This window comes from Hymenobacter psoromatis (assembly GCF_020012125.1).
Taxonomy (GTDB): domain Bacteria; phylum Bacteroidota; class Bacteroidia; order Cytophagales; family Hymenobacteraceae; genus Hymenobacter; species Hymenobacter psoromatis.
The window spans coordinates 2,052,047-2,072,451 of record NZ_JAIFAG010000001.1 but is presented as its reverse complement, the minus strand read 5'-3'; the positions used below and the strand labels follow the sequence as shown (position 1 = coordinate 2,072,451).

Annotated in this window: 12 protein-coding genes; 7 read left to right on the top strand and 5 right to left on the bottom strand. The window is 60.4% G+C overall.

Annotated elements, in window-relative coordinates; all coding sequences use genetic code 11:
• The first annotated feature begins 191 nt into the window (after positions 1–191).
• From LC531_RS08915 to LC531_RS08885, 7 genes are all read left to right on the top strand, one after another.
• Positions 192–1,883, top strand: a complete 1,692-nt coding sequence (locus tag LC531_RS08915; protein ID WP_223649952.1) for a TolC family protein — start codon at positions 192–194, stop codon at positions 1,881–1,883.
• Between the two features lie 104 nt (positions 1,884–1,987).
• Complete coding sequence (locus tag LC531_RS08910) at positions 1,988–3,091, top strand: efflux RND transporter periplasmic adaptor subunit (RefSeq protein WP_223649951.1); 1,104 nt, start codon at positions 1,988–1,990, stop codon at positions 3,089–3,091.
• Between the two features lie 81 nt (positions 3,092–3,172).
• The gene (locus LC531_RS08905; protein WP_223649950.1) at positions 3,173–6,280 is read left to right on the top strand and encodes an efflux RND transporter permease subunit; all 3,108 of its coding nucleotides are present in this window, start codon (positions 3,173–3,175) and stop codon (positions 6,278–6,280) included.
• 273 nt (positions 6,281–6,553) lie between these two features.
• A complete protein-coding gene (locus LC531_RS08900) occupies positions 6,554–7,897 on the top strand; it encodes a TolC family protein (RefSeq protein ID WP_223649949.1) in 1,344 nt (447 codons plus the stop codon).
• A 129-nt stretch (positions 7,898–8,026) separates the two neighbouring features.
• Positions 8,027–9,124 carry an efflux RND transporter periplasmic adaptor subunit gene (locus LC531_RS08895; RefSeq protein ID WP_223649948.1) on the top strand — a complete coding sequence of 366 codons (1,098 nt, stop codon included), beginning with the start codon at positions 8,027–8,029 and terminating at the stop codon, positions 9,122–9,124.
• Between the two features lie 156 nt (positions 9,125–9,280).
• Positions 9,281–12,433, top strand: coding sequence for an efflux RND transporter permease subunit (locus LC531_RS08890; RefSeq protein WP_223649947.1), 3,153 nt, complete (start codon positions 9,281–9,283; stop codon positions 12,431–12,433).
• Between the two features lie 58 nt (positions 12,434–12,491).
• Positions 12,492–13,730 (top strand): hypothetical protein, encoded by a 1,239-nt coding sequence (locus LC531_RS08885; protein ID WP_223649946.1) that lies wholly within the window; start codon positions 12,492–12,494, stop codon positions 13,728–13,730.
• Between the two features lie 98 nt (positions 13,731–13,828).
• On the opposite strand, the gene LC531_RS08880 is transcribed toward LC531_RS08885, so the two are convergent.
• The 5 genes from LC531_RS08880 to LC531_RS08860 all read right to left on the bottom strand — a co-directional run bounded on the left by LC531_RS08880 (position 13,829) and on the right by LC531_RS08860 (position 20,363).
• Positions 13,829–14,764 carry an alpha/beta hydrolase gene (locus LC531_RS08880; RefSeq protein ID WP_223649945.1) on the bottom strand — a complete coding sequence of 312 codons (936 nt, stop codon included), beginning with the start codon at positions 14,762–14,764 and terminating at the stop codon, positions 13,829–13,831.
• Positions 14,764–15,423: a pseudouridine synthase gene (locus tag LC531_RS08875; RefSeq protein ID WP_223649944.1), complete on the bottom strand. Its 660-nt coding sequence runs from the start codon at positions 15,421–15,423 to the stop codon at positions 14,764–14,766. Before LC531_RS08875 ends, LC531_RS08880 begins: the two co-directional genes overlap by 1 nt.
• Positions 15,424–15,867: 444 nt before the next feature.
• Complete coding sequence (locus LC531_RS08870) at positions 15,868–17,946, bottom strand: VWA domain-containing protein (protein ID WP_223649943.1); 2,079 nt, start codon at positions 17,944–17,946, stop codon at positions 15,868–15,870.
• 245 nt (positions 17,947–18,191) lie between these two features.
• Positions 18,192–18,872, bottom strand: a complete 681-nt coding sequence (locus LC531_RS08865; protein WP_223649942.1) for a response regulator transcription factor — start codon at positions 18,870–18,872, stop codon at positions 18,192–18,194.
• Positions 18,873–18,875: 3 nt separating this feature from the next.
• The gene (locus LC531_RS08860; protein WP_223649941.1) at positions 18,876–20,363 is read right to left on the bottom strand and encodes a sensor histidine kinase; all 1,488 of its coding nucleotides are present in this window, start codon (positions 20,361–20,363) and stop codon (positions 18,876–18,878) included.
• Between the last annotated feature and the right edge of the window lie 42 nt (positions 20,364–20,405).

The following is a 20,405-nucleotide window of genomic DNA, read 5'->3' as shown; positions in this document are numbered from 1 at the left end:
AAAAATTGTTGGAGAAGCGGGTCATCGCTATTTTTTTTGAAAATATTCATCTTTCTAACCCATCTCTAATTCACCTCTAATAGGGCCCTAATGTGCGTGGGGGAGCTTTGTAGCATCTTTTTGACCCCTGCTTTTGCTAGTTGCCCCGCCGCGTGCTGCGGCGCGGCCGCCAGCCGGCAGGTTTGCCCGTTATGCTTCTTAAAAAATATGTTTTCCGCACCCTGGCCTTGGCCGGGGGCCTGAGCCTGACAACCCTGGCTGGCTGGGCCCAGATGCCGATGCCCAACGCCGCCCGCCCCGCCACCGGCGCGCCGCTACCCGCTATGCCAGCCCCGGCTACTGCCCCTGCCACTACCACCGGCCAGGTGCCCGGCCCCAAGGGAGCCATTACCCCGGCGCAGCTGCCTGGCCAGCCCACCGCTACGCCCACGTTTGGGCAGCCGGGCGCGCCGCTCACTAGTCCCGGCGGGGCGCTAAGCAGTCCGGCCGGCGCGGGCACTCCAGCTGGCGCGGGGGGGGTAGGCACGCCCGGCGCGCTGGTGGCCCCCGGCACGGCGACTGCCGGCGCCGCGGTGCCGGCTACCCCCGCCGCGGCGGGTAAGTTCGGCCAGTACCCGATTGCGATGGGCTTGGCCCAGGGCGTGGCGCTATCGCCTACCCCCTCCGATACGCTGCACGTTACGCTCGACCAGGCCCAGGCGCGCTTCATGCAGGCCAACTTCCAGCTGCTGGCTCAGCATTTTAACATTGATGTGGCTAATTCGGCCATCCGGCAGGCGTTGTTGCGCGACAACCCCAACCTGCAGATGGAAATCAACGCCTACAACCCGAACACGAGCACGTTCTTCCCGCTGAAAAAGCAGACCGACCCGCAGAACCCCACGGGCGGCACGTTTGTGGCTCAGCTGCAGCAGCTGCTTGATATTTCGGGGCGGCGCAGCAAGCTGGTGCAGCTCTCGCGCACGGGCGTAGCGGTGCAGCAGGCAGCCTTTGAGGACCTGCTGCGGCAGGCGCGCTTCCAGCTGGTGCAGTCGTTTTACAACGTGGTGGCCGAGCGCCGCCGGCTGGATTTTACCGACCAGGAGCGCACCCAGCTGGGCCGCCTGCTGGCCAGCTACCGCGAGCGCCTGCGCCTGGGCACCGTGGCCTCGTATGAGGTGACGCGCCTGGAGCTGGAGCAGCAGAGCCTGGAGCGCGACCGCAGCGACCAGCTTAACCAGCTGACCCAGGACCAGGCTACGCTGCGCGTGTTGCTGGCCGCCCCCGGCACAGTATTCATCTCCCCCGAAGGCAGCGAGTTCCTACCCCCCGCGCCGGCCGTGGTACCGGCTCTGGCCGACCTCCAAACCCAGGCCTACGCCCTGCGCCCCGACTTACGCGCCGCTACCGAGCAAACTGCCTATACCCAGCAAAACCTGGCCGTGCAGCGCTCGCTGGCCGTACCCAAACTGCTAGTAGGGGCCGACTACGCCAGTCAGGGCAATACCTACGTGCACTACTTCGGTCTGCAATCGGCCATCGACCTGCCGGTTTTCAACCGTAACCAGGGCAACGTGCAGGCAGCCAAAATCGGCATTCAGCAGTCGGGCTTCGCCCTGAATGGGGTGCATTTGCAGGTAGAGCAAGACGTAGCCAGCGCGTATGAGCAGCTGCAGCGCGCCATCATGCTGCGCCAGAGCATCACGCCCGACTACCTGGCCCGCACCGCCAGCGTGAGCCGCGATGCCGTGGCCGACTACAACCGCCGCCTCATCGACCTGGTGAGCTTCATCGATAAGTTCCGGGCCTACAAGGAGGCGCAGCTCGGGCTGATTGATATCAGCAGCCGCCTGTTGCAAGCTGAGCAGCAAGTCAATTTTGCCACTAACGCTAAAGTGTTTTAATTAAAAATTAAAAATTATGAATTAAAAATTGTAAAGGTCTCACGAGCAGGTTTTCTGACTGACAATTTTTAATTTTTAATTCATAATTTTTAATTCAATCCTTTATGAACATCTCCAAAACGACCTTCCGCCTGCTCATCGCGGGCCTGCTGGCTGCCCCGGTCCTGAGCCTAACCGCCTGCGGCGATAAGAAAAACGAGCTGCCTCTTAATACCAAAGACACCGAATCTACTTACCGCACCGATACCGTGCAGACCCGAAATCTGGCGCAGGACCTGCGCTTTACGGGTAAGGTGAGCTACGACCAGCGCCGCGTGGACCAAGTGTTTCCGGTGGTATCGGGCACGGTGCTTAACGTGAGCGCTACCCTTGGGTCGCACGTGACGCAGGGCCAAGCCCTGGCCACCGTGCAGAGCGCCGATGTGAGCGGCTACCTCAACGACTACAACGCTGCCCAGAGCGATTTCGCCGTGGCCAAGCGCACCGCCGATAACACCGAGCAGCTCTACAAAACTAATTTCGCCTCGGAGTCGGACCTCATCGCGGCTCGCCAGGGTCTGATTAAGGCGCAGTCGGCTCTGAACCGCACGCAGCAGATTCTTAAACTCTACGGGGCCAGCGGCGGCAGCACGGCGCAGCCCGTCTACCAGGTGAAAGCCCCGGTGAGCGGCTACGTGGTGGCCCGCAATATCAACCCCAATACGCAGCTGCGGCCCGATAACGCGACTCCGCTCTTCACGATTTCTGACCTGAGCCGGGTCTGGATTCTGCTAAACGTGTATGAAACCGACGTGGAGGAGGTGAAAGTAGGTGAGCCGGTGACTATCACCGCCTTAGCCTACCCCGACAAGCAGTTTACGGGCACCATCACCAACATCTCGAACGTGGTGGATGCCGATACCCGCGTGCTGCAAGCCCGCGTGGAGCTGCCTAACCCCGACGGGCTGCTCAAGCCCGACATGTTCTGTACCGTGGCCCTGCACCTCGAAGACTCCGGTGAAGGCCTAGCGCTGAACCCAAAGTCGGTGATTTTCAGCAAGGATAAGTACTTTGTAGTGAAGCAGGAAAGCCCCGGTAAGTACCGCTTGGTGCCGGTGAAAGTGGTCCGCACTACCTCGCAATATACTTACGTGACCGGCGACCTGCACGATGGCGACCAGGTAGTGACGGAAGGTAGCTTGCTGCTGTTCAATGATTTAACTGATTAGCTGGCTTCCGGTCCTTGCTTGATGCGCAACATGCTCGCAAGGACAAATGGCTTATAAACGCTGATTATTAACTAGTTTCCCGTGAATAAATTCATCAAAGGTCTCATCGGCTTTTCGCTGAGACATCCCTACATCGTGTTCTTTATCACCGCCTTGGTGGTGGTGGCGGGCGCAGTGAGCTTCTACTATACGCCCGTGGAAGCCTACCCCGACGTGACCAACACGGAGGTGGTTATCATCACGCAGTGGTCTGGCCGCTCGGCCGAAGAAGTGGAGCGTTTCATCTCTATTCCGATTGAGACGGAGATGAACTCCATCAGCCGCAAAACGGTGATTCGCAGCATCAACCTGTTCGGGCTCTCGTTCATCAAAATCGTGTTTGAGGACGGCACTGACAACTTCAATGCCCGCATGGAGGCCGCTCAAAAGCTGGCCAACGTAAACCTGCCCGATGGCGTGGACCCCGAGGTGCAGCCGCCCACCGGCCCCACCGGCGAGATTTACCGCTTCACGCTCACGTCCAAGACCAAAACCGCGACCGACCTTAAAACCCTGGAGGACTGGGTAATTGAGAAGAACCTGAAGGCCGTGCCGGGGGTAGGCGACGTGGTGAGCTTTGGGGGTAAGGTGAAGACCTATGAGGTGGCCGTGACGCCCCCGCTGCTGGCCAAGTATGGCCTCACGGCGCTCGATGTGTACCAGGCCCTGCAACGCGCCAACGTGAACGTGGGCGGCGATATCCTGAGTGAGGGCCAGCAGGCATTCGTGGTGCGCGGCATCGGCATCGTGAAGAACGTGGCTGATATCGAGAAGATTATCATCAAAAACGTGAACGGTGTGCCGGTGTTGGTGCGCAACATCGCCAACGTGCACACCTCCAACCTGCCGCAGCTCGGCATTGTGGGCCGCGACGACCACGACGACGTAGTGGAGGGCATCGTGCTCATGCGCAAGGGCGAAAACCCTGGCGCAGTGCTACCCCTGCTCGAAGCCAGGGTCAACTACCTGAATACTACCGTGCTACCCGGCGATGTGCGCATCAAGGTCTTCTACGACCGCACCGAGCTGAACGAGCACACCCTGCACACGGTAGGGGAGAATGTGGTAATGGGCATTACGCTGGTAACCATTGTGTTACTAGTATTTTTGGCCGATTGGCGCACCACCGTGACGGTGGCGATGGTCATTCCGTTGGCGCTGCTCTTCGCCTTCATTCTGATGCGCTGGAAAGGCATGACGGCCAACCTATTGAGTATCGGGGCCATTGACTTCGGCATCATCATCGATGGCGCGGTGGTGATGGTCGAGGGCTTGTTCGTGATGCTGGCCCACTGGGCCGAGCACGAGGGCATGGAGAAGTTCAACAAGCGCGCCAAGCTGAGCAAGATTCTGGCCACTGGCACCGAGATGGGCAAGTCCATCTTTACCTCTAAGCTCATCATTGTCACGGCCTTGATTCCGATTTTCTCGTTTCAGAAAGTCGAGGGTAAACTGTTTTCTCCGCTGGCCTACACGCTGGGTTTCGCGCTACTGGGGGCGCTGCTGCTGGCCCTCACGCTGGTGCCAGTGCTCTCGTCCATCTTGCTGAACAAGAACGTGCGCGAGCGCCATAACCCGGTCATCGAGTTCCTAAACCGCAACTACTCGCCGTTGCTCGACAAAGTGATGGGCCACCCGCGCCGGGCAATGGGCGGCGCGCTGATAGCGCTGCTGCTGGGGGTAGGGGCCTTCCACTTCGTGGGCACCGAGTTTCTACCCCACCTCAACGAGGGCAGCATCTACGTGCGAGCCTCCATGCCGCTGAGCATCAGTCTGGAAGATTCGTATCATTTCACTAAGCAGTTCCGGCAGGATTTTGAGCAGTTCCCGGAGGTGCGGGGTGTGATTTCGCAAACCGGCCGCCCCAATGATGGCACAGATGCCACGGGCTTCTTCAACCAGGAGTTTTTCGTGGACCTCTACCCCGCCGACCAGTGGAAGCGCAAGGTGACCAAGGATGAGTTGATTGCCGAAATGCAGCGCAAGCTGGCCCATTACCGGGGCGTGGACTTCAACTTCTCGCAGCCGATTTCCGACAACGTGGAGGAGGCCGTGTCGGGTGTGAAGGGCTCGATGGCTGTCAAAATCACCGGTGACGACTTGTACTTTCTGGATAAAAAGGCGGATGAAGTGTATGCCCTGCTCAAAAAAGTGCGCGGCATCGAGGATTTGGGCGTATTCCGTAACCTGGGCCAGCCCGAGCTGCGCATCACCCTGGACCCCGACAAAATGGCCCAGTTTGGCGTAGATGCCGCCGATGCCAACGCCGTCATCGAGATGGCCATCGGGGGCAAGGCCGTGAGCCAGGTATTTGAGGGTGAGCGCAAGTTCGACTTGCGCCTGCGCTACGACCAGCCCTACCGCTCTACCCCCGACCAGATTGGCAACCTGACCGTGCCTAACCTGAGCGGCGGCAAAATAAAGCTGCAGGAAATCGCTACTATCGGCAACGTATCGGGCCCGGCTTTTATCTATAGGGAGAATAATTCGCGCTTCATCGCTATCAAGTTTTCGGTGCGGGGTAGGGACCTGGGCTCCACTATTGCCGAAGCGCAGCAGTTGGTGAAGAAGCAGGTAGCCATGCCCAAAGGCTACGCTACCCAGTGGAACGGCGAGTTTGAGAACCAGGAGCGGGCGCAACGCCAGCTCTCCATCGTGGTGCCCATCAGTATTTTAGCTATTTTCTTCATCTTGTTCATTTCCTTCGGTAATGCCCTGGATTCGGTGCTGGTGCTGCTCAACGTGCCGTTTGCCCTTATTGGCGGCATTGCGGCACTGCTGCTGACTGGGGTCAACTTCTCGATTTCGGCGGGGGTAGGGTTTATCGCCCTGTTTGGGGTAGCGACGCAGGACGGGGTAATTCTGGTTAATAAATTTCGCCAAAACCTGCGCGAAGGCATGCCGCTGGTAGTCGCCATCAAGGACGGGGCGCGCTCGCGGCTCCGCCCAGTGGTAATGACGGCCCTTATGGCTTCACTTGGACTTTTACCAGCCGCCCTCAGCCACGGCATTGGCTCCGAAACGCAGAAGCCGCTGGCCATTGTCGTCATCGGCGGCCTCATCACAGCTACACTATTGTCGCTCCTTATTCTGCCCGCCGTATACGAGTGGGTATACAGCAGCCGGCAGGAGCGCGAGCGTCATAAGTAAGTTCTTAATCCTGAGTATTCTAAGCTTACCCCCGGCCGCATTGGCCGGGGGTTTTTTTGGCTCATTTAAATTAGTTTCTAATGCTGTTCTAAGTTATTTTTAATCCTCTTCTAATTCAGTATTAATGAGGATATAATGAACATGTGCATTAGCTGAATGAAGTATGCTTCCTTGTTATTAGCTTTGTCTAAATGCCTGACAAGTTTTTAAGATAAAAAAGTGATTTTACGAAGAATATCAGGCATGGCTACTGGTCGCCCGCTGCCATGCTTGATGCAAGTTGCCTGGCAATGCCGGAGCTTCCCGCTGCTCCGTGGCGCAGCGCTGCTGGCTGCCAGCCTGAGCCTGGCCTTGGCAGCCCCCGCGCAAACCCTGCCCACGGGCCCTACCCCCCTGCCCGTAGACACGGTGCGCCTGACGCTGCCCGACGCCGAGCAGCGCTTCGTGCAGAACAACTTGCAGCTGCTGGCCCAGCGCTACAATATTTCGGCGGCGCAGGCCCTGGCCGTACAGGCCCGCCTGATTGATAATCCAACCATTCAGCTCGACCAGAACGCCATCTTGCAGACCGTGCACCAGCGGCAGCTGGACGGTAGCAGCGAGGCGGCTCCCAACCAGTACGGCTTTCAGGTGCAACAGCTGTTTTCGCTGGCCGGGCGGCGGCGGGCGGCCGGCAAGGCTGCCCAACAGGCCGCTGTGGTCGAAACCTATAACCTCGAAGACCTGGTGCGCAACCTGCGCTTTCAGCTGCGCACCACGTTCTACGACGTGTATTTCCGGCAGCAGACGCTGCGCGTGTATGACAACGAGATTCCGTCGCTGCATCACACCGTGGACCTTTACCAGAGCCAGTACGAAAAGGGCAACATCGCCCTCAAAGAAGTTATTCGCCTGAAAGCCTTCTTATTCACCCTCGAAAGTGAGCGGCTGGGGCTGGTAACCGAGCAGGCCAGCGCCCAAGCCGACCTGCACATTCTGCTGCGCGACTCGACCCGCTCGGCTTTCCTGCCGGTAGTGGATAACCGCCGCGTGCGTGACCTCTCGCTGGCCGCCTACCCGGAGCAGCAGCTTACTGATACGGCCGTGGTGCGCCGCGCCGACCTGCTGGCCCGCCGCGCCGAGGTGCAGCGCCAGCAGCTGAACCTGCGCCTCCAGCACGCCGTGGCCACCCCCGACTTGGCCCTGGGCTATTCTTACGACCGCTTTGGCTCCTACATCAACAACTACAACTCGCTCACGGTGGGTCTGGCCGTGCCGCTGTTTAATCGTAACCAGGGCAATATTCAGGCGGCTAAAGCGCAGATAGGCCAGGCGCAGGCGCAGGCCGCCGAGCAGCAGCTAGTGGTGCGCCGCGACGTGCACGAAGCCTACCAGGTGGCGCTGCGCCAGGATGACCTCTACCAACACACCAGCCGCGACACGACCCCCTTCGCCCGCCTCATTGACAACATCGAGCAGAGCTACACCAAGCGCCTGATTAGCATCGTGGAATACCTCGATTTCTACGAGGCTTATAAGAACAATGTCATTCAGCTCAACACCTTGCGCGCCAATCGGATGCGCGCCTTTGAGAGCCTCAACCTGGCTACCGGCCGCACGTTCTTTCGGGCGGAATAGGACTTGCACGCATCGGTTGTCCTTGCGAGCGCTCCATCTCTGCTTGATGCGCAGAATGTTGCGCTCGCAAGGACAACCGGATTTTAGCGCAATCCCTGTCACTTAAAAGAAAATAATAAAATATTCCTAATGAAAAATTATTTGTTGCTAATAAGCCTGGGTTTGAGCCTGGGAGCCTGCTCCAAGCCGGCGGAAACCGCGAACGCGGAGGAAGCCAAAACTGCCAAGAAATTCTCCCTTTCTGACCAGACCCTCAAGGAGTTGGCCTTCGATACCGTGCGCCTGGAGCCAGTGCGCAGCGAGCAGTCTTTTTCGGGGCAGGTGGTGACCAACGGCGACAAAACTGCCAAAGTGGTGCCCTTGGTGGGCGGCATCGTGGAAGACCTGAAAGTGGAGCTGGGCGACCACGTAACTAAAGGCCAGGTGCTGGCCGTAGTGCGCTCGGGCGAAATCGCCGACGTGCAGAACCAGAACAGCAACGCTGGTACCGACCTGGCCATCGCCCGCAAAAACCTGAGCGTGGCCGATGACCAGTTTAAGGCCGGCCTGGCCGCCGAGCGCGATGTAGTGCTGGCCCGCGAGGAGCTGCGCAAAGCCCAGAGCAACCTGGGCAAAACCAACAAGCAACTCGGCATCTACGGCGTGTCACAGGATGGGCACTACACCATTAAGGCTCCTATCTCGGGCTTTATTACGGAAAAGAACGTGACCGAGAATATGCAGTACACCACGGCCAGCGCCGATAGCTTTTTCACCATCGCCGACCTCGACCAGGTGTGGGTGCTGGCCAACGTGTTTGAGGCCGACATCGCTAACGTGCAGGTGGGCTACCAGGCCGACATCACTACGCTTTCCTACCCCGACAAGCATTTTAAGGGCGTGGTAGACAAGGTATTCAACGTGCTCGACCCCGACAGCAAGGCGCTCAAAGTCCGCATCCGCCTGCTCAATCCCGGCTACCTGCTCAAGCCTGAGATGTACGCCCAGGTGCGCATCCTCAACACCGAGAAGCAAAAGGAGCTAGCCGTGCCCGCCAGCTCGGTCATTTTCGACAAGGACCAGCATTTCGTGCTCGTTTTTAAGAACCGCACCGACGTGGAAACCCGCCCCGTGCGCGTCACCAAAACTGTGGGTAACGAAGTGAGCTACGTGACCGGCAGCCTCAAGGCCGGCGACGTTATCGTGACCAAGAATCAGCTGCTGCTGTACGACGAGCTGAATGACTGATTCTAAATCCATCTGTCATTGCGAGCGAAGCGCGGCAATCCTTCCTTCATGTTAGGATTACTAATCTGATGAAGCGAACGATAAGGAAAGATTGCCGCGCTCCACTGCGTTGCGCTCGCAATGACGAACGATTACAACTAACTCAGCAATAGAGAAGTGAATAAATTTATTCAGGGCATTATTGCCTTTTCGCTCAAGAACCGGGGGTTTATCTTCCTGCTCACGCTGGCGGCGATTATCGCCGGGATAGTGAGCTACCGGAATACGCCCATCGAGGCGTTTCCGGACGTGACGAACACCGAGATTACCATCATCACGCAGTGGCCCGGCCGCTCGGCCGAGGAGATTGAGAAATTCGTGACCGCGCCCATTGAAATCGCGCTCAACCCGGTGCAGAAGAAAACCAGCGTGCGCTCGACCACACTCTTTGGCTTGTCGGTGGTGAAGGTGATTTTTGACGACGGCGTGGACGATGCCTTCGCCCGCGTGCAGGTCAATAACCTGCTGGCCGGGGCCGACCTGCCCGAGGGGGCCGACCCCGAGGTGCAGCCGCCCTACGGCCCCACCGGCGAAATATATCGCTACACGCTGGCCAGCAAAACCAAAAGTACCCGCGAGCTGAAAACCATCCAGGACTGGGTAATTGAGCGCAACCTCAAGGCCGTGGCGGGGGTAGCCGACGTAAACAGCTTCGGCGGCGAGGTGAAAGCCTACGAGATTGCGGTGGACCCCAGCAAGTTGCAGAGCTTCGGCCTCACGCCGCTCGACCTCTACACGGCCGTGCAGCGCTCCAACATCAACGTGGGCGGCGACGTGATAAACGAGGGCCAGCAGAACTTCGTGGTGCGCGGTATTGGCCTACTCAACAATATTTCGGATATTAATAATACCGTCGTTAAGACCGTCAATGGCGCGCCCATCCTGGTTAAGGACGTGGCGCAGGTGGCCGAGTCGGCCCTACCCCGCCTGGGCAAGGTGGGCCGCGGCCTGAACGACGACATGGTGGAAGGCATCGTGGTGATGCGCAAGGGTGAAAACCCGTCGGAAGTCATCCAGCGGCTGCAAGCCAAGGTGGAGCTGCTGAACGACAAGATTCTGCCGCCCGACGTGAAAATCAGCACCTTCTACGACCGCCAGCAGCTGATTGACTTCTCGACCGAAACCGTGATTCACAACCTCACCGAGGGCATGATTTTCGTCACGGTCATCGTGTTTTTGTTCATGGCCGACTGGCGCACGACGGTCATTGTCAGCATCATCATTCCGCTGGCCTTGCTGTTTGCCTTTATCTGCCTGCGGCTGCGCGGCATGAGCGCTAACCTGCTCAGCATGGGAGCCATTGACTTCGGCATTATCATCGACGGGGCCGTGGTGATGGTGGAAGGGCTCTTCGTGGCCCTGGACCACAAGGCGCACGAGGTGGGCATGGAGCGCTTCAACAAGCTCGCCAAGCTGGGCATTATCAAGAAGACCGGCCGCGATATGGGCAAGTCTATCTTCTTCGCCAAGGCCATCATTATCACGGCGTTGCTGCCGATTTTCTCCTTCGAGAAAGTGGAGGGTAAGGTGTTCAGCCCGCTGGCCTGGACGCTGGGCTTTGCCCTGCTGGGCGCGCTGATTTTCACGCTCACGCTGGTGCCGGTTTTGGCGTCCATTCTGCTGCGCAAAAACGTGCGGGAGAAGGATAATATCCTGTTGCGGGCCATCAATAAGGGCGCGAAAAAGGTGTTTGATTTCACCTACGCCCGCAAAACGGCCAGCCTCATGGCGGCCGCCGTGCTGGTGGTGGCGGGCATCGGGATGTACCAGTTTTTGGGCACCGAATTTCTGCCTGAGCTGAACGAAGGCTCGATTTACGTGCGGGCGCAGCTGCCGCTGAGCATCTCGCTCGATGCCTCCAATAAGCTCTGCAACGAGATGCGGCGGGTATTTATCAGCTTCCCCGAGGTGAGCGACGTGGTGAGCCAGACCGGCCGCCCCAACGACGGCACCGACCCCACGGGCTTCTATAATAACGAGTTCCTGGTGCAGATTAAGCACACCGACGCGGTGCAGAAGAAGATGAAATCCAAGGCGTACCGCGAGGACCTCATCGGGCGGATGAAGGAGCAGTTGAACCGCTTTCCGGGGGTAGACTTCAACTTTTCGCAGCCCATCACCGACAACGTGGAGGAGGCCGCCTCGGGCGTGAAGGGTAGCATCGCGGTCAAGATTTACGGTACCGACCTCAAGCTCATGGAGGGCAAGGCGCGCCAAGTGTACGAGGTGCTGCAACACGTGGATGGCATTGACGACCTGGGTTTGCTGCGCAACATTGGCCAGCCCGAGCTGCACGCCGACCTCGACGAGCGCCGCATGGCCAGCTACGGCGTGAGTAAAAGCGATGCCAACGCGGTGCTCGAAATGGCGGTGGGCGGCAAGCAGGCCAGCCAGATGTACGAAGGCGAGCGCAAATTCCCCATCCGGGTGCGCTACGAGTCGCAGTTTCGCCAGAGCCCAACTGAAATTGCGGCCCTCATGGTGCCCACGCAAAGCGGTAAAACCGTGCCCCTGACCGAGATAGCCGACATCAAGCAGGTCACCGGTCCTAGCCTGATTTACCGCGACGACAACACCCGCTTCTCGGCCGTCAAGTTCTCGGTGCGGGGTAGGGACCTCGGCTCGGCCATCGCCGAAGCCCAGGAAAAGGTAGATAAAGTGGTGCAGCTGCCCAAAGGCTACTCTATGAAGTGGACCGGCGACTTCGAGAACCAGCGCCGCGCCTCGCAGCGCCTGGCTCAGGTAGTGCCCATCTCGCTGACGCTCATCTTCTTCATTCTCTTCATCTTATTCGGTAATTTGAAGGATGCCGGCCTAGTGCTGCTCAACGTCCCGTTCGCCCTCATCGGTGGCATCGCCATGCTGCTGATTACCGGCACTAACTTCTCCATCTCGGCCGGTATTGGCTTTATCGCCTTATTCGGTATTTGCATTCAAAACGGGGTTATTCTCATCAGCGTGTTCAAGCAGAACATGCTGGCCAAAATGAGCCTCGACCGCAGCTTGTCTGAGGGGGTAGCGTCCCGCGTGCGCCCGGTGGTGATGACGGCCCTCATGGCCATCATCGGCCTTATGCCGGCCGCCCTCAGCACCGGCATCGGCTCCGAAACCAGCAAGCCGCTGGCCATCGTTGTCATCGGCGGCCTGCTCACGGGCACGGTGCTGACGCTCTTCATCTTCCCCCTGATTTTTGAACGCGCTTACCGCGCCGAGCACACGCATTATACTGATGACCGCGCTATGCCGCCGGCGGCAGTGCTGGTGCATTAAGGCTAATCAGAGGATTTGAAGGTGCCGCATTACCTTGCGGCACCTTTCTTTTGCAGGTATGTTCCGCTTTTTAAGCTTATTGCTTCGCTTGGCTACGTTGGGCTTGGCTGCATTAGTCATCCAGCCTGCCGCCGCCCAGGATAGCACCCTTACGCGTCTCATTCGGCGCAACCAGTATGCTTTTGCGCCAAGCGGCACACAATTTAGCGGTCTCGGTTGGGAGCGATTGCTGACCGACGTGCGCAAAAGTCACTTTGTATTAGTGGGCGAATACCACGGCTTGGCCCAGATTCCGCTCTTCACGGCGGCGGTGGCGCAGGAGTTTAAGCCGACCGTGTACGTAGGGGAGGTAGACCCCTATGTAGCCCGCAAACTGACCGAGCTAACTGCCCAGCCAGGCGAGCCGACCGCTTACGTGCGTCAGTATCCGGGAGCGCTGTGCTTTGCTACTATGGCCGAGGAGTTTGAGTTGATTCGTAGTCTGCGAGCGCAACATACACGCATTATTGGCATAGACCAGGTGTTTGCCGCGACGGCTGCCTCGTTCTACACTCAACTGGCTGGCGAGGTGAAGCACCAGGCGGTGAGGGCTTATCTCACCCAGCAGGCCGCTCGCTACCAGATTCAGGACCAGTTGAATAAGCAACAGCGAAACCCTTATTACGCCCTGCTCAAGCAAACGCCCGGTAGTGTCGACAGCCTGATTGCCTTAACCCAAGCCGAGAGCCCGACCGCGCGGCAAATGGCTCAGGATTACGCAGCTAGCTACCAAATCTATATTGGCAAGGGCGGCAATCACCAGCGCCGCCTCAACCTGATGAAGCGTAACCTACTGCAAGCCTTGCAACGCTATCAGACGGCTACTGGGTTGAATATTCCGCCCACACTGGTGAAGATGGGCGGCGTTCACCTGGCACGGGGGCTTAGCCCCATTCGCTTCGGCGAGTACTACGATATAGGCAACCTGATGCAGAATCTAGCCGATGTGCAAGATAAAAAGTCGCTGCATGTATTGGTGCTGGGCAAACAGGGCCACAAGCTGGCAACGCTCAACCCAGAAAACATCGAAAAATTAAGCATTCCCTATACAGAGGCCGACTACGACGATGAAGCCCCCATCAAAGCCTTTACCGACCAGGTAAGCGGACCAGCTTGGGCCATCTTCGACCTGCGTCCCCTGCGCAATGCCCTCACGGCGGGCAAGTTGCAACTGGCTAAGCCTGCCTTGGAGCGTATCATGCTTGGTTACGACTACTTGGTAATTATTCCAGAGACCACCGCCAGCCACCCGATGTAGCTTAGCTATCCCACCTGCTCGCCGCCGAACTATTTGCGGCCTGAGGTGGGGTAAATAGTGCCTGCGAAGGTATTCGAAAGTCAGGCGCTCGTCGCGACTTAATGTCTCTCCAGAAACCGCCCTACTACCCCCTGCCACTGGCGTGGGTGCTTGTGCCAGTACGGCTCGTGGCCCGAACCCACAAAATCTATCCGCTGCTTCGGCCCCGCTAGGTGGGCAAAAATGGTATCCGTTTCAGCGCGGGTCACGCGGGGGTCGGCGGTGCCCCAGAGCAGTAGAGTGGGAGTAGGTACGCCCCTGGCGTACTCGCCCGCATTCAGGCCGAAAGCCCAGTAGCCATTCTCTACGCTACCCCAGAATACCAGCAGGTTGGCCAGCGGAAAGGGGGGTAGGCGCATGGATACGAAGCGGTTACGGGCCGTTTGGAGCATACTGCCGTAGGGGCATTCGAGGATGTTGGCGGCGGGGCGCAGGCCCAGCTTGGCTTCGGCCCGCAGAATGGCCACTGCGCCCATGCTCACGCCGTAGAGCACCACCGGCGCGCCCGGCTGCCGCGCCTGCGCCCAGCGAAAAGCCACCACCACGTCATCAGCCTCGCGGTAGCCGACGGTGGTCTGGTAACCCGCTGACGCCCCGTTGCCGCTGAAATCGAGCAGCAGCACCGCGTAGCCGAGCCGCCGGAAATACCCCGCCTCGGGCCGCAGTCGCGAGCGGTCGCTGGTGTAGCCGTGGCACAGAATGACGAGGCCGCGCGCTGCTGGCAGCGGGCCGTACCAGGCGGCTAGTCGGCCGTTGGGGCCGTGCAGCGTCACATTTTCGTAAGGAAAAGCGGGCGGCGCGAGGTTGACGGGCTTAGGGTTGGCCAGGCCCGTGAGCACCACCTTAATTTTCTGACTGGTCGGCAGTTGCTCCGGGTTGCGGGTGCGCGGCCCGGCGTCGGTGGTAAAGTGCGTGAAGCGCCAGGCGTGCAGGGCTACCACCACGTTAAGCAAGAGGAAACCCAGACTCAGCGCCCAAAGAAACCGACGTGGCATCAGGGGCGCTGCCGACGCGGGCCGGGCCGGTAAGCGGAGGGCAAGGAGGCGGGCCGCGCCGGGCGCGGGTGGCGCACGTCGGCCCCGGCCAGACCGCGCAGCGCAGCCACCTCTTCGGCCGTGAGGTCGCGCCACTCACCGGGCGCTAAGCCGCTGATTGACAGGCCGCCCAAAGCCTGGCGCACCAGCCGCAGGCAGGGCAGGCCCACGGCGGCGCACATCTTGCGTACCTGCCGGTTCATGCCCTGCGAAATGCGGATTTCCAGCCAGCTCGTCGGGATGCTGGCCCGGTAGCGGATGGGCGGATTCCGCGCCCACAGCGCTGCCGTGGCGTCGGGGGGTAGGGCAGCCGCCTCAGCGGGCAGCGTGAAGCCTTCCTTGATTTGCACGCCCTCCCGCAATTGCTCCAAAGCCGCCGCGGGGGGTAGGCCCTCCACCTGCGCCCAGTAGGTTTTGCTCACTTTATAGCGCGGGTCGCTGAGGCGGTGTTGCAGCTGCTTGTCATCGGTGAGCAGCAGCAGGCCCTCGCTGTCGAAGTCGAGCCGGCCCACCGGGTACACGCCCGGCACCGCCACGAAGTCCTTGAGCGTGGCCCGCCCGTGCTCGTCGGTGAACTGCGTGAGGACTTCGTAGGGCTTGTTGAAGAGGAGGTAGCGCATAGTTAGGGTAATAGCAGCTACTTCAATAGCCATTTGGCGGCTATCCATGGACTACTGTATAAGCTGATTAATAAGATGAAAGCCAAAGAATTTGCCAATGTATTTTTTGTCCAGCTATAAGTAGAAAAAGCGTCCCTATATGCCTGATAGCCAACCGATTTTAGCAAACGTTTATTTACCCAATAAACAAATGCGAATCCAGTTAAGCCAATGATAACCAGGCATAATTCAGTAGAGGCTGATGTCACGGAGTTGCTGAAATAAGGCGTTTTTAACAGGAGTAGCACGCCTACAAATACCCAATTTGACCACACCAACACCATGGTGCTAGCGGTGGCCTCTGTCAGGCTTTCCCGCCGCCGAAACCTTATCCACTGCCTGCTCCATTGCATTGCTCGCCAAACCTTAAAAAGCAAGAAATAATAAGTCCGCATAGCAGTAAAGCTACACGCCGCCCTGATACTTGCGCGTGGCCCACTCCGCCGCCAGCAGCGCCAGCAGGGCAAAAAACAGCCACTTCAGGTTTATCAAATCCTTCAGGTCTTCCTCACTGCTTAGCGTCGGCTTAAAATTCGCCTTTTCAATATCCTGCGCCAGCTTGTCTAATTGCGCGGGGTAGTAGAGCCGGCCGCCGCTGCGGCGGCTGAGCTGGGCCAGCAGCCGGTGGTCGGCCTGAGATTCCTGGGCTTCGAGCGGTTGGTTTTGCACGAGTAATTCGCCGCTGGCCTGCTGGGCCTGGCCGCTGAGCGTGGCCAGCGCCTGGTAGCGGTAGAGGCCAGCCGGCAACGGCCCCAGGTGCAGCGGCGAGCCATCGGCCGCATTAGCAAAAGTGATGGTGCGCGCCTTGCGGGCCGAATCGGTGAGCGTGAGGGTGATTTTCTGGTCGTAGATGCGCTCGAATACCGCGTTATACGTTTCGGCGCCCAGCGTCACGTCATCCTGCGTGCCAAAGACATCCTGGGTCGGGTACACGTCGAGGCGCTTCTTGTGGGCGTTTTGGGTTAGTAGTTGGAGCGTGCGGCTGATAAGGCGGTCGTAGGCTTCGGGGTGGTCGTCGTGGGCCACGGCTTCTTGCAAACGCCATTGCCAGGTGTTTTCGGCCAGCAGGGTGGCGGCGCGGGGGGTAGCCGTGGCGCTGCCAAACACCAGCAGCGGCTTTTGGGTGGGGAGGCGGCCCACCTGCTGCCACAGCGCCGCTTCGGCCCCCGCACCCAGCCGCAAGTCGCCGAAGGGTACCGGCACCGGCGGATACTGCCCAAAGCGGCGGCGGCTTTCCTCGTCCACGGGCAGGCGCGCAAAGCCGGGGTTGGACAGCGGCGTCACCTCGTCGGTCTGCGCCCCGCGCGGCTGCACGCTAAGGCCGGCATTCAGTTGATTATAAGCGGTATAATCTGACTGCGACCCCAGCACGAACAGCACCGGCACCTTGGCGGCGCGCACCCGCGCCAGCAGCTCCTGGCCCAGGCCACCGCGGGCCGGCAGCTGGTGCAGCACGGCCACGTCGAAGCTCACGGCGGGGGGTAGGGGCGCGCCCACGCCGGCCACGGCCAGCGTCAAATCAAAGTTATTGTTGGCCAGAATGGCGGCCCGCAGTGCCTTCAGGTCGGGGTGCGGCGCGGCGCCGGCCAGCAGCACCCGCAGCTTGCCCTTCACAATCTCCATAAAGGCCGTGCGAACGTTGTTCAAATCCGTGAACTCGCCGGCCTGGGGCACCACGTGCACCTCGTAGCGGCGCTTGCCGGGGACGGGCGCGGTGAGCTGAAACGTAGTGCGGACCCGCCGCCGGCCGGGGGGTAGGGCCACCCGGCGCGACTCCAGCACCCGGCCGCCTTCGCGTACCTCCACCGTGGCCGCGCCGCCCGCGTAGCCCTCGTAGCCAATTTCGGCTTCCAAAGGAAATTTATTGCCGCTGAAAGCCACCCGGTTATACACCAGGTCGGTGAGGCGCAGGTCTTTCTTGGCAACGGTATCACCCAGGGCCACGCTGAAAATGGGGAAGTTGAACTCCGAAAACTGCGGCTCCTGGCCCTGGTTTACGAGGCCGTCGCTCACGAGCACCACGCCGGCCAGGTTGTGGTCGGCGTTGGCCTCGCGGCTATCGGTTAGCAGCTGGTTGAGGTCGGTGCGGCTGGCGGTGAAGCGCAGCGAATCGGGGTTAGCGCCGGGCTGGGTGAGCGTGCGCGTTTCAACCCGAAAGCCTTTTTCGCGCAGCGTAGCCGCTAGTCGGGGTAAGCCGGTGGTAAGTTGACTCAGTGCCGGCTGCGGTGTAAATAAGCTAATAGACTGCGAATTATCCACGGCCAGCACCACTGTAGGTGCCTCGGTGCGGGTAGTAGTCGTTTTAATAAACGGCGAGAGTAGCAGGAAGCACAAAAAGCTCACTACTACGAAGCGCAGCCCTGCCAGCGCGTAGTTGATGGCCCGGCTCCACGGTGCCCGCCCCGAGTAGAGCAGCACCGCGTAGCCCGCGCCCACGGCCAGGCAGAGCAAAATAAACCAGGGAGAATAAGCAGTAGATAGCAAGAGCAGAAGCGCGCCTATCAACCAGCGCGGAGCAAGAAACGAAAAAACCCGCCAATTGGCACGCGCCCGCAAAGATGCGCGCCAGCCGCAGTAGCTGCGTGCCTAACGGCCGGGCCGCCGCAGTACGTTCCGAAAGAAAACCGCGCGAACGATTTGTAATTGTAGGGTGCGGGGCTTGCCCCCGCCCGGCGTTGAACGATTGATACCAAATTCGCTCAATGCTGGGCGGGAGCAAGCCCCGCACCCTACGTAATCAGTTTAAACCCTACGCCGCGAATATTCAAAATTTCCAGGCTCGGGTCCTGCGCCAAGCGCTTGCGCAAGCGCGACACATACACATCCATCGAGCGGGCGGCGAAAAAATCGTCATTGCCCCAAAGCTGGCGCAGGCAGGCGCGGCGGTCGAGCACGCCGTTGCGGTGCTGGGCTAGTAGCAAAAGCAGGTCATTTTCGCGGGCTGAAAGCTGGGCCACGCACTGCCCGGCCAGCCACAGCTCCTGCCGTAGCGGCCGAAACTCGAACTGGCCCAGCCCGATGGCTTCGGCCGGCGGCGGGGGGGTAGGGGCCTGGCGGCGCAGCAATTCGCGCACGCGCAGCAGCAATTCATCGAGGCTGAAGGGCTTTTTGAGGTAATCGTTGCCGCCGGCCTCGAAGCCCCGCACCACGTCGGCGGGCGCGCCGCGCGCCGTGAGAAACAGCACCGGTAGGTCGGGCAGCGTGCGACGCAACTCGCGCACCACCGCGAAGCCATCGAGGCCAGGCAGCATCACATCGGCCAACAGCAAATCGGGCGGCGCGGCTTGGGCGGCGCGCAGGCCCTCGCGGCCATCGGCGTAGGTCGCCACGGCGTAGCCCGAGCGCGTGAGTGCGTCGGTGAGCAGGCGAGCCAGGGCCGGCTCATCTTCCAGAATCAGAATATGGAGCATCGGCTACGGGGCCAGGGGTAGGGACAGGGTAAACGTGGTGCCGCGCCCCGGCTGGCTGCACAGCGTGAGCGTGCCGCCGTGCGCCTGCGCCACCTGCCGGGCGTAGTGCAGGCCCAGGCCGTAGCCCTTCACGGCGTGCAAATCGCCGGTCGGCACCCGAAAAAACTGCTCGAATACCCGCGCCTGGTATTCGGCCGCGATGCCGGGGCCGTCGTCAGTGAGGTGCAGCGCCACGGCGGTGGGTAGCAATTCGCTGCGCAAATCCACCCGCTGCCCGCCGTATTTCAGCGCGTTGTCGAGGAGCGTGGCCAGGGTGTTGGTGAGGTGCGCGGCATCGCCGAGCACGGTAGCGGGCAGCAATTGTTGCCAGCATAATTGCCGCCCGGCCTGGGCAAATTGCAGCTGCTGCCGGGCCGCCAGCTCGGCCACCAGCTCGGCCCAGGCCACCGGCTGGCGGCGCAGAGGTAGGGCGGCCCGCTCTAAGGCCACGCTCTGCAAAATGCGGTCGATGAGCCCACCCAGCCGCGTCGCCTGCTCGCCGATGAGCGCCGCGTATTCGGCGCTCGTGGCCGCATCCAGCGCGAAATGCCGCAGCGAGTCGGCCGCCAGCTGAATAGAGGCCACCGGCGTTTTCAGCTCGTGCGTCATGTTTTGGGTGAAATCTGCCTTGAGGGCGGCCAGCTTTTTCTGGCGCTGCATGGTGCCCACCGCGTAGGCCGTGCAGCTCAGCACCAGCGCCAGCAGCGCGCCCGAGGCCAGCAGCACGCCTTGCAGCTGGCCCCGCACCACGCCGGGCGCGGCCGGCAGCCACACCTGCGCCACTTGCCCCAGGTGATTGCGCACGCCAAAGCCCACGGGCTCCAGGGCCAGGGAGTAGGCAGCCGGGGCTGAGCGCAGTGAATCGGGGTCGGCCACGTCGCGTAAATACAGGCGGAAAGGCAGGGCTAATAATCCGCGCCGCCGCAACTCCACCGCCAGCACTTGGCGAAACTCGGCGGGGGTAGTGTGGCTGTGCGCCATCGCTGCGCTAAGCTGCTGCCCCAGCCATTGGGTATGAAAAAAGATGTAGCCCCGCGTCAGCTCATCGCGCACGGTACCGCCCACGAAACGCTTGATAAAGTAGGCCCTGGCGGCCGGCGTGAGGTGAGCCACCCGCGGCTTGAAATCCTCAAAGCTCAACTCAGTTTGGTCCCCTTTGCGGGCGGGTACCCCGGCTAATTTAAACTGGGTGCGGCCGTCGCGCTGGTTCACGCGGCAGCTCAGGCGCACGTGGGTCGTGTCTTGCAGCCACCGCGCGTACTGGATTAGCAAGCGCTCGTTTTGGGTCGCCACGGCTTGTTGGGTGGCTACCACCAGCGCCGCCTGGCTGTCTTGCCGCAGCCGCCAGCTCGCTTGCCGATAGGTCTGATACGTCCAGTAGCCCTGGAAAGCCAGCACGCCCAGCGCCGCCAGCAGCAGTAGTCCCGTGGCCAGCCAGATGCGCCTTTTCATGCCGCCAAGGTAGGGGTAGGGCAGCGGGCTTCGGCCAATTTT

What these genes read in the sequence shown, in the direction of transcription:
- LC531_RS08915 (WP_223649952.1), top strand. Translation starts at nt 192, where the DNA reads ATGCTTCTTAAAAAATATGTTTTCCGCACCCTGGCCTTGGCCGGGGGC.
- LC531_RS08910 (WP_223649951.1), top strand. Translation starts at nt 1,988, where the DNA reads ATGAACATCTCCAAAACGACCTTCCGCCTGCTCATCGCGGGCCTGCTG.
- LC531_RS08900 (WP_223649949.1), top strand. Translation starts at nt 6,554, where the DNA reads ATGCAAGTTGCCTGGCAATGCCGGAGCTTCCCGCTGCTCCGTGGCGCA.
- LC531_RS08895 (WP_223649948.1), top strand. Translation starts at nt 8,027, where the DNA reads ATGAAAAATTATTTGTTGCTAATAAGCCTGGGTTTGAGCCTGGGAGCC.
- LC531_RS08885 (WP_223649946.1), top strand. Translation starts at nt 12,492, where the DNA reads ATGTTCCGCTTTTTAAGCTTATTGCTTCGCTTGGCTACGTTGGGCTTG.
- LC531_RS08880 (WP_223649945.1), bottom strand. Translation starts at nt 14,764, where the DNA reads ATGCCACGTCGGTTTCTTTGGGCGCTGAGTCTGGGTTTCCTCTTGCTT.
- LC531_RS08875 (WP_223649944.1), bottom strand. Translation starts at nt 15,423, where the DNA reads ATGCGCTACCTCCTCTTCAACAAGCCCTACGAAGTCCTCACGCAGTTC.
- LC531_RS08865 (WP_223649942.1), bottom strand. Translation starts at nt 18,872, where the DNA reads ATGCTCCATATTCTGATTCTGGAAGATGAGCCGGCCCTGGCTCGCCTG.
- LC531_RS08860 (WP_223649941.1), bottom strand. Translation starts at nt 20,363, where the DNA reads ATGAAAAGGCGCATCTGGCTGGCCACGGGACTACTGCTGCTGGCGGCG.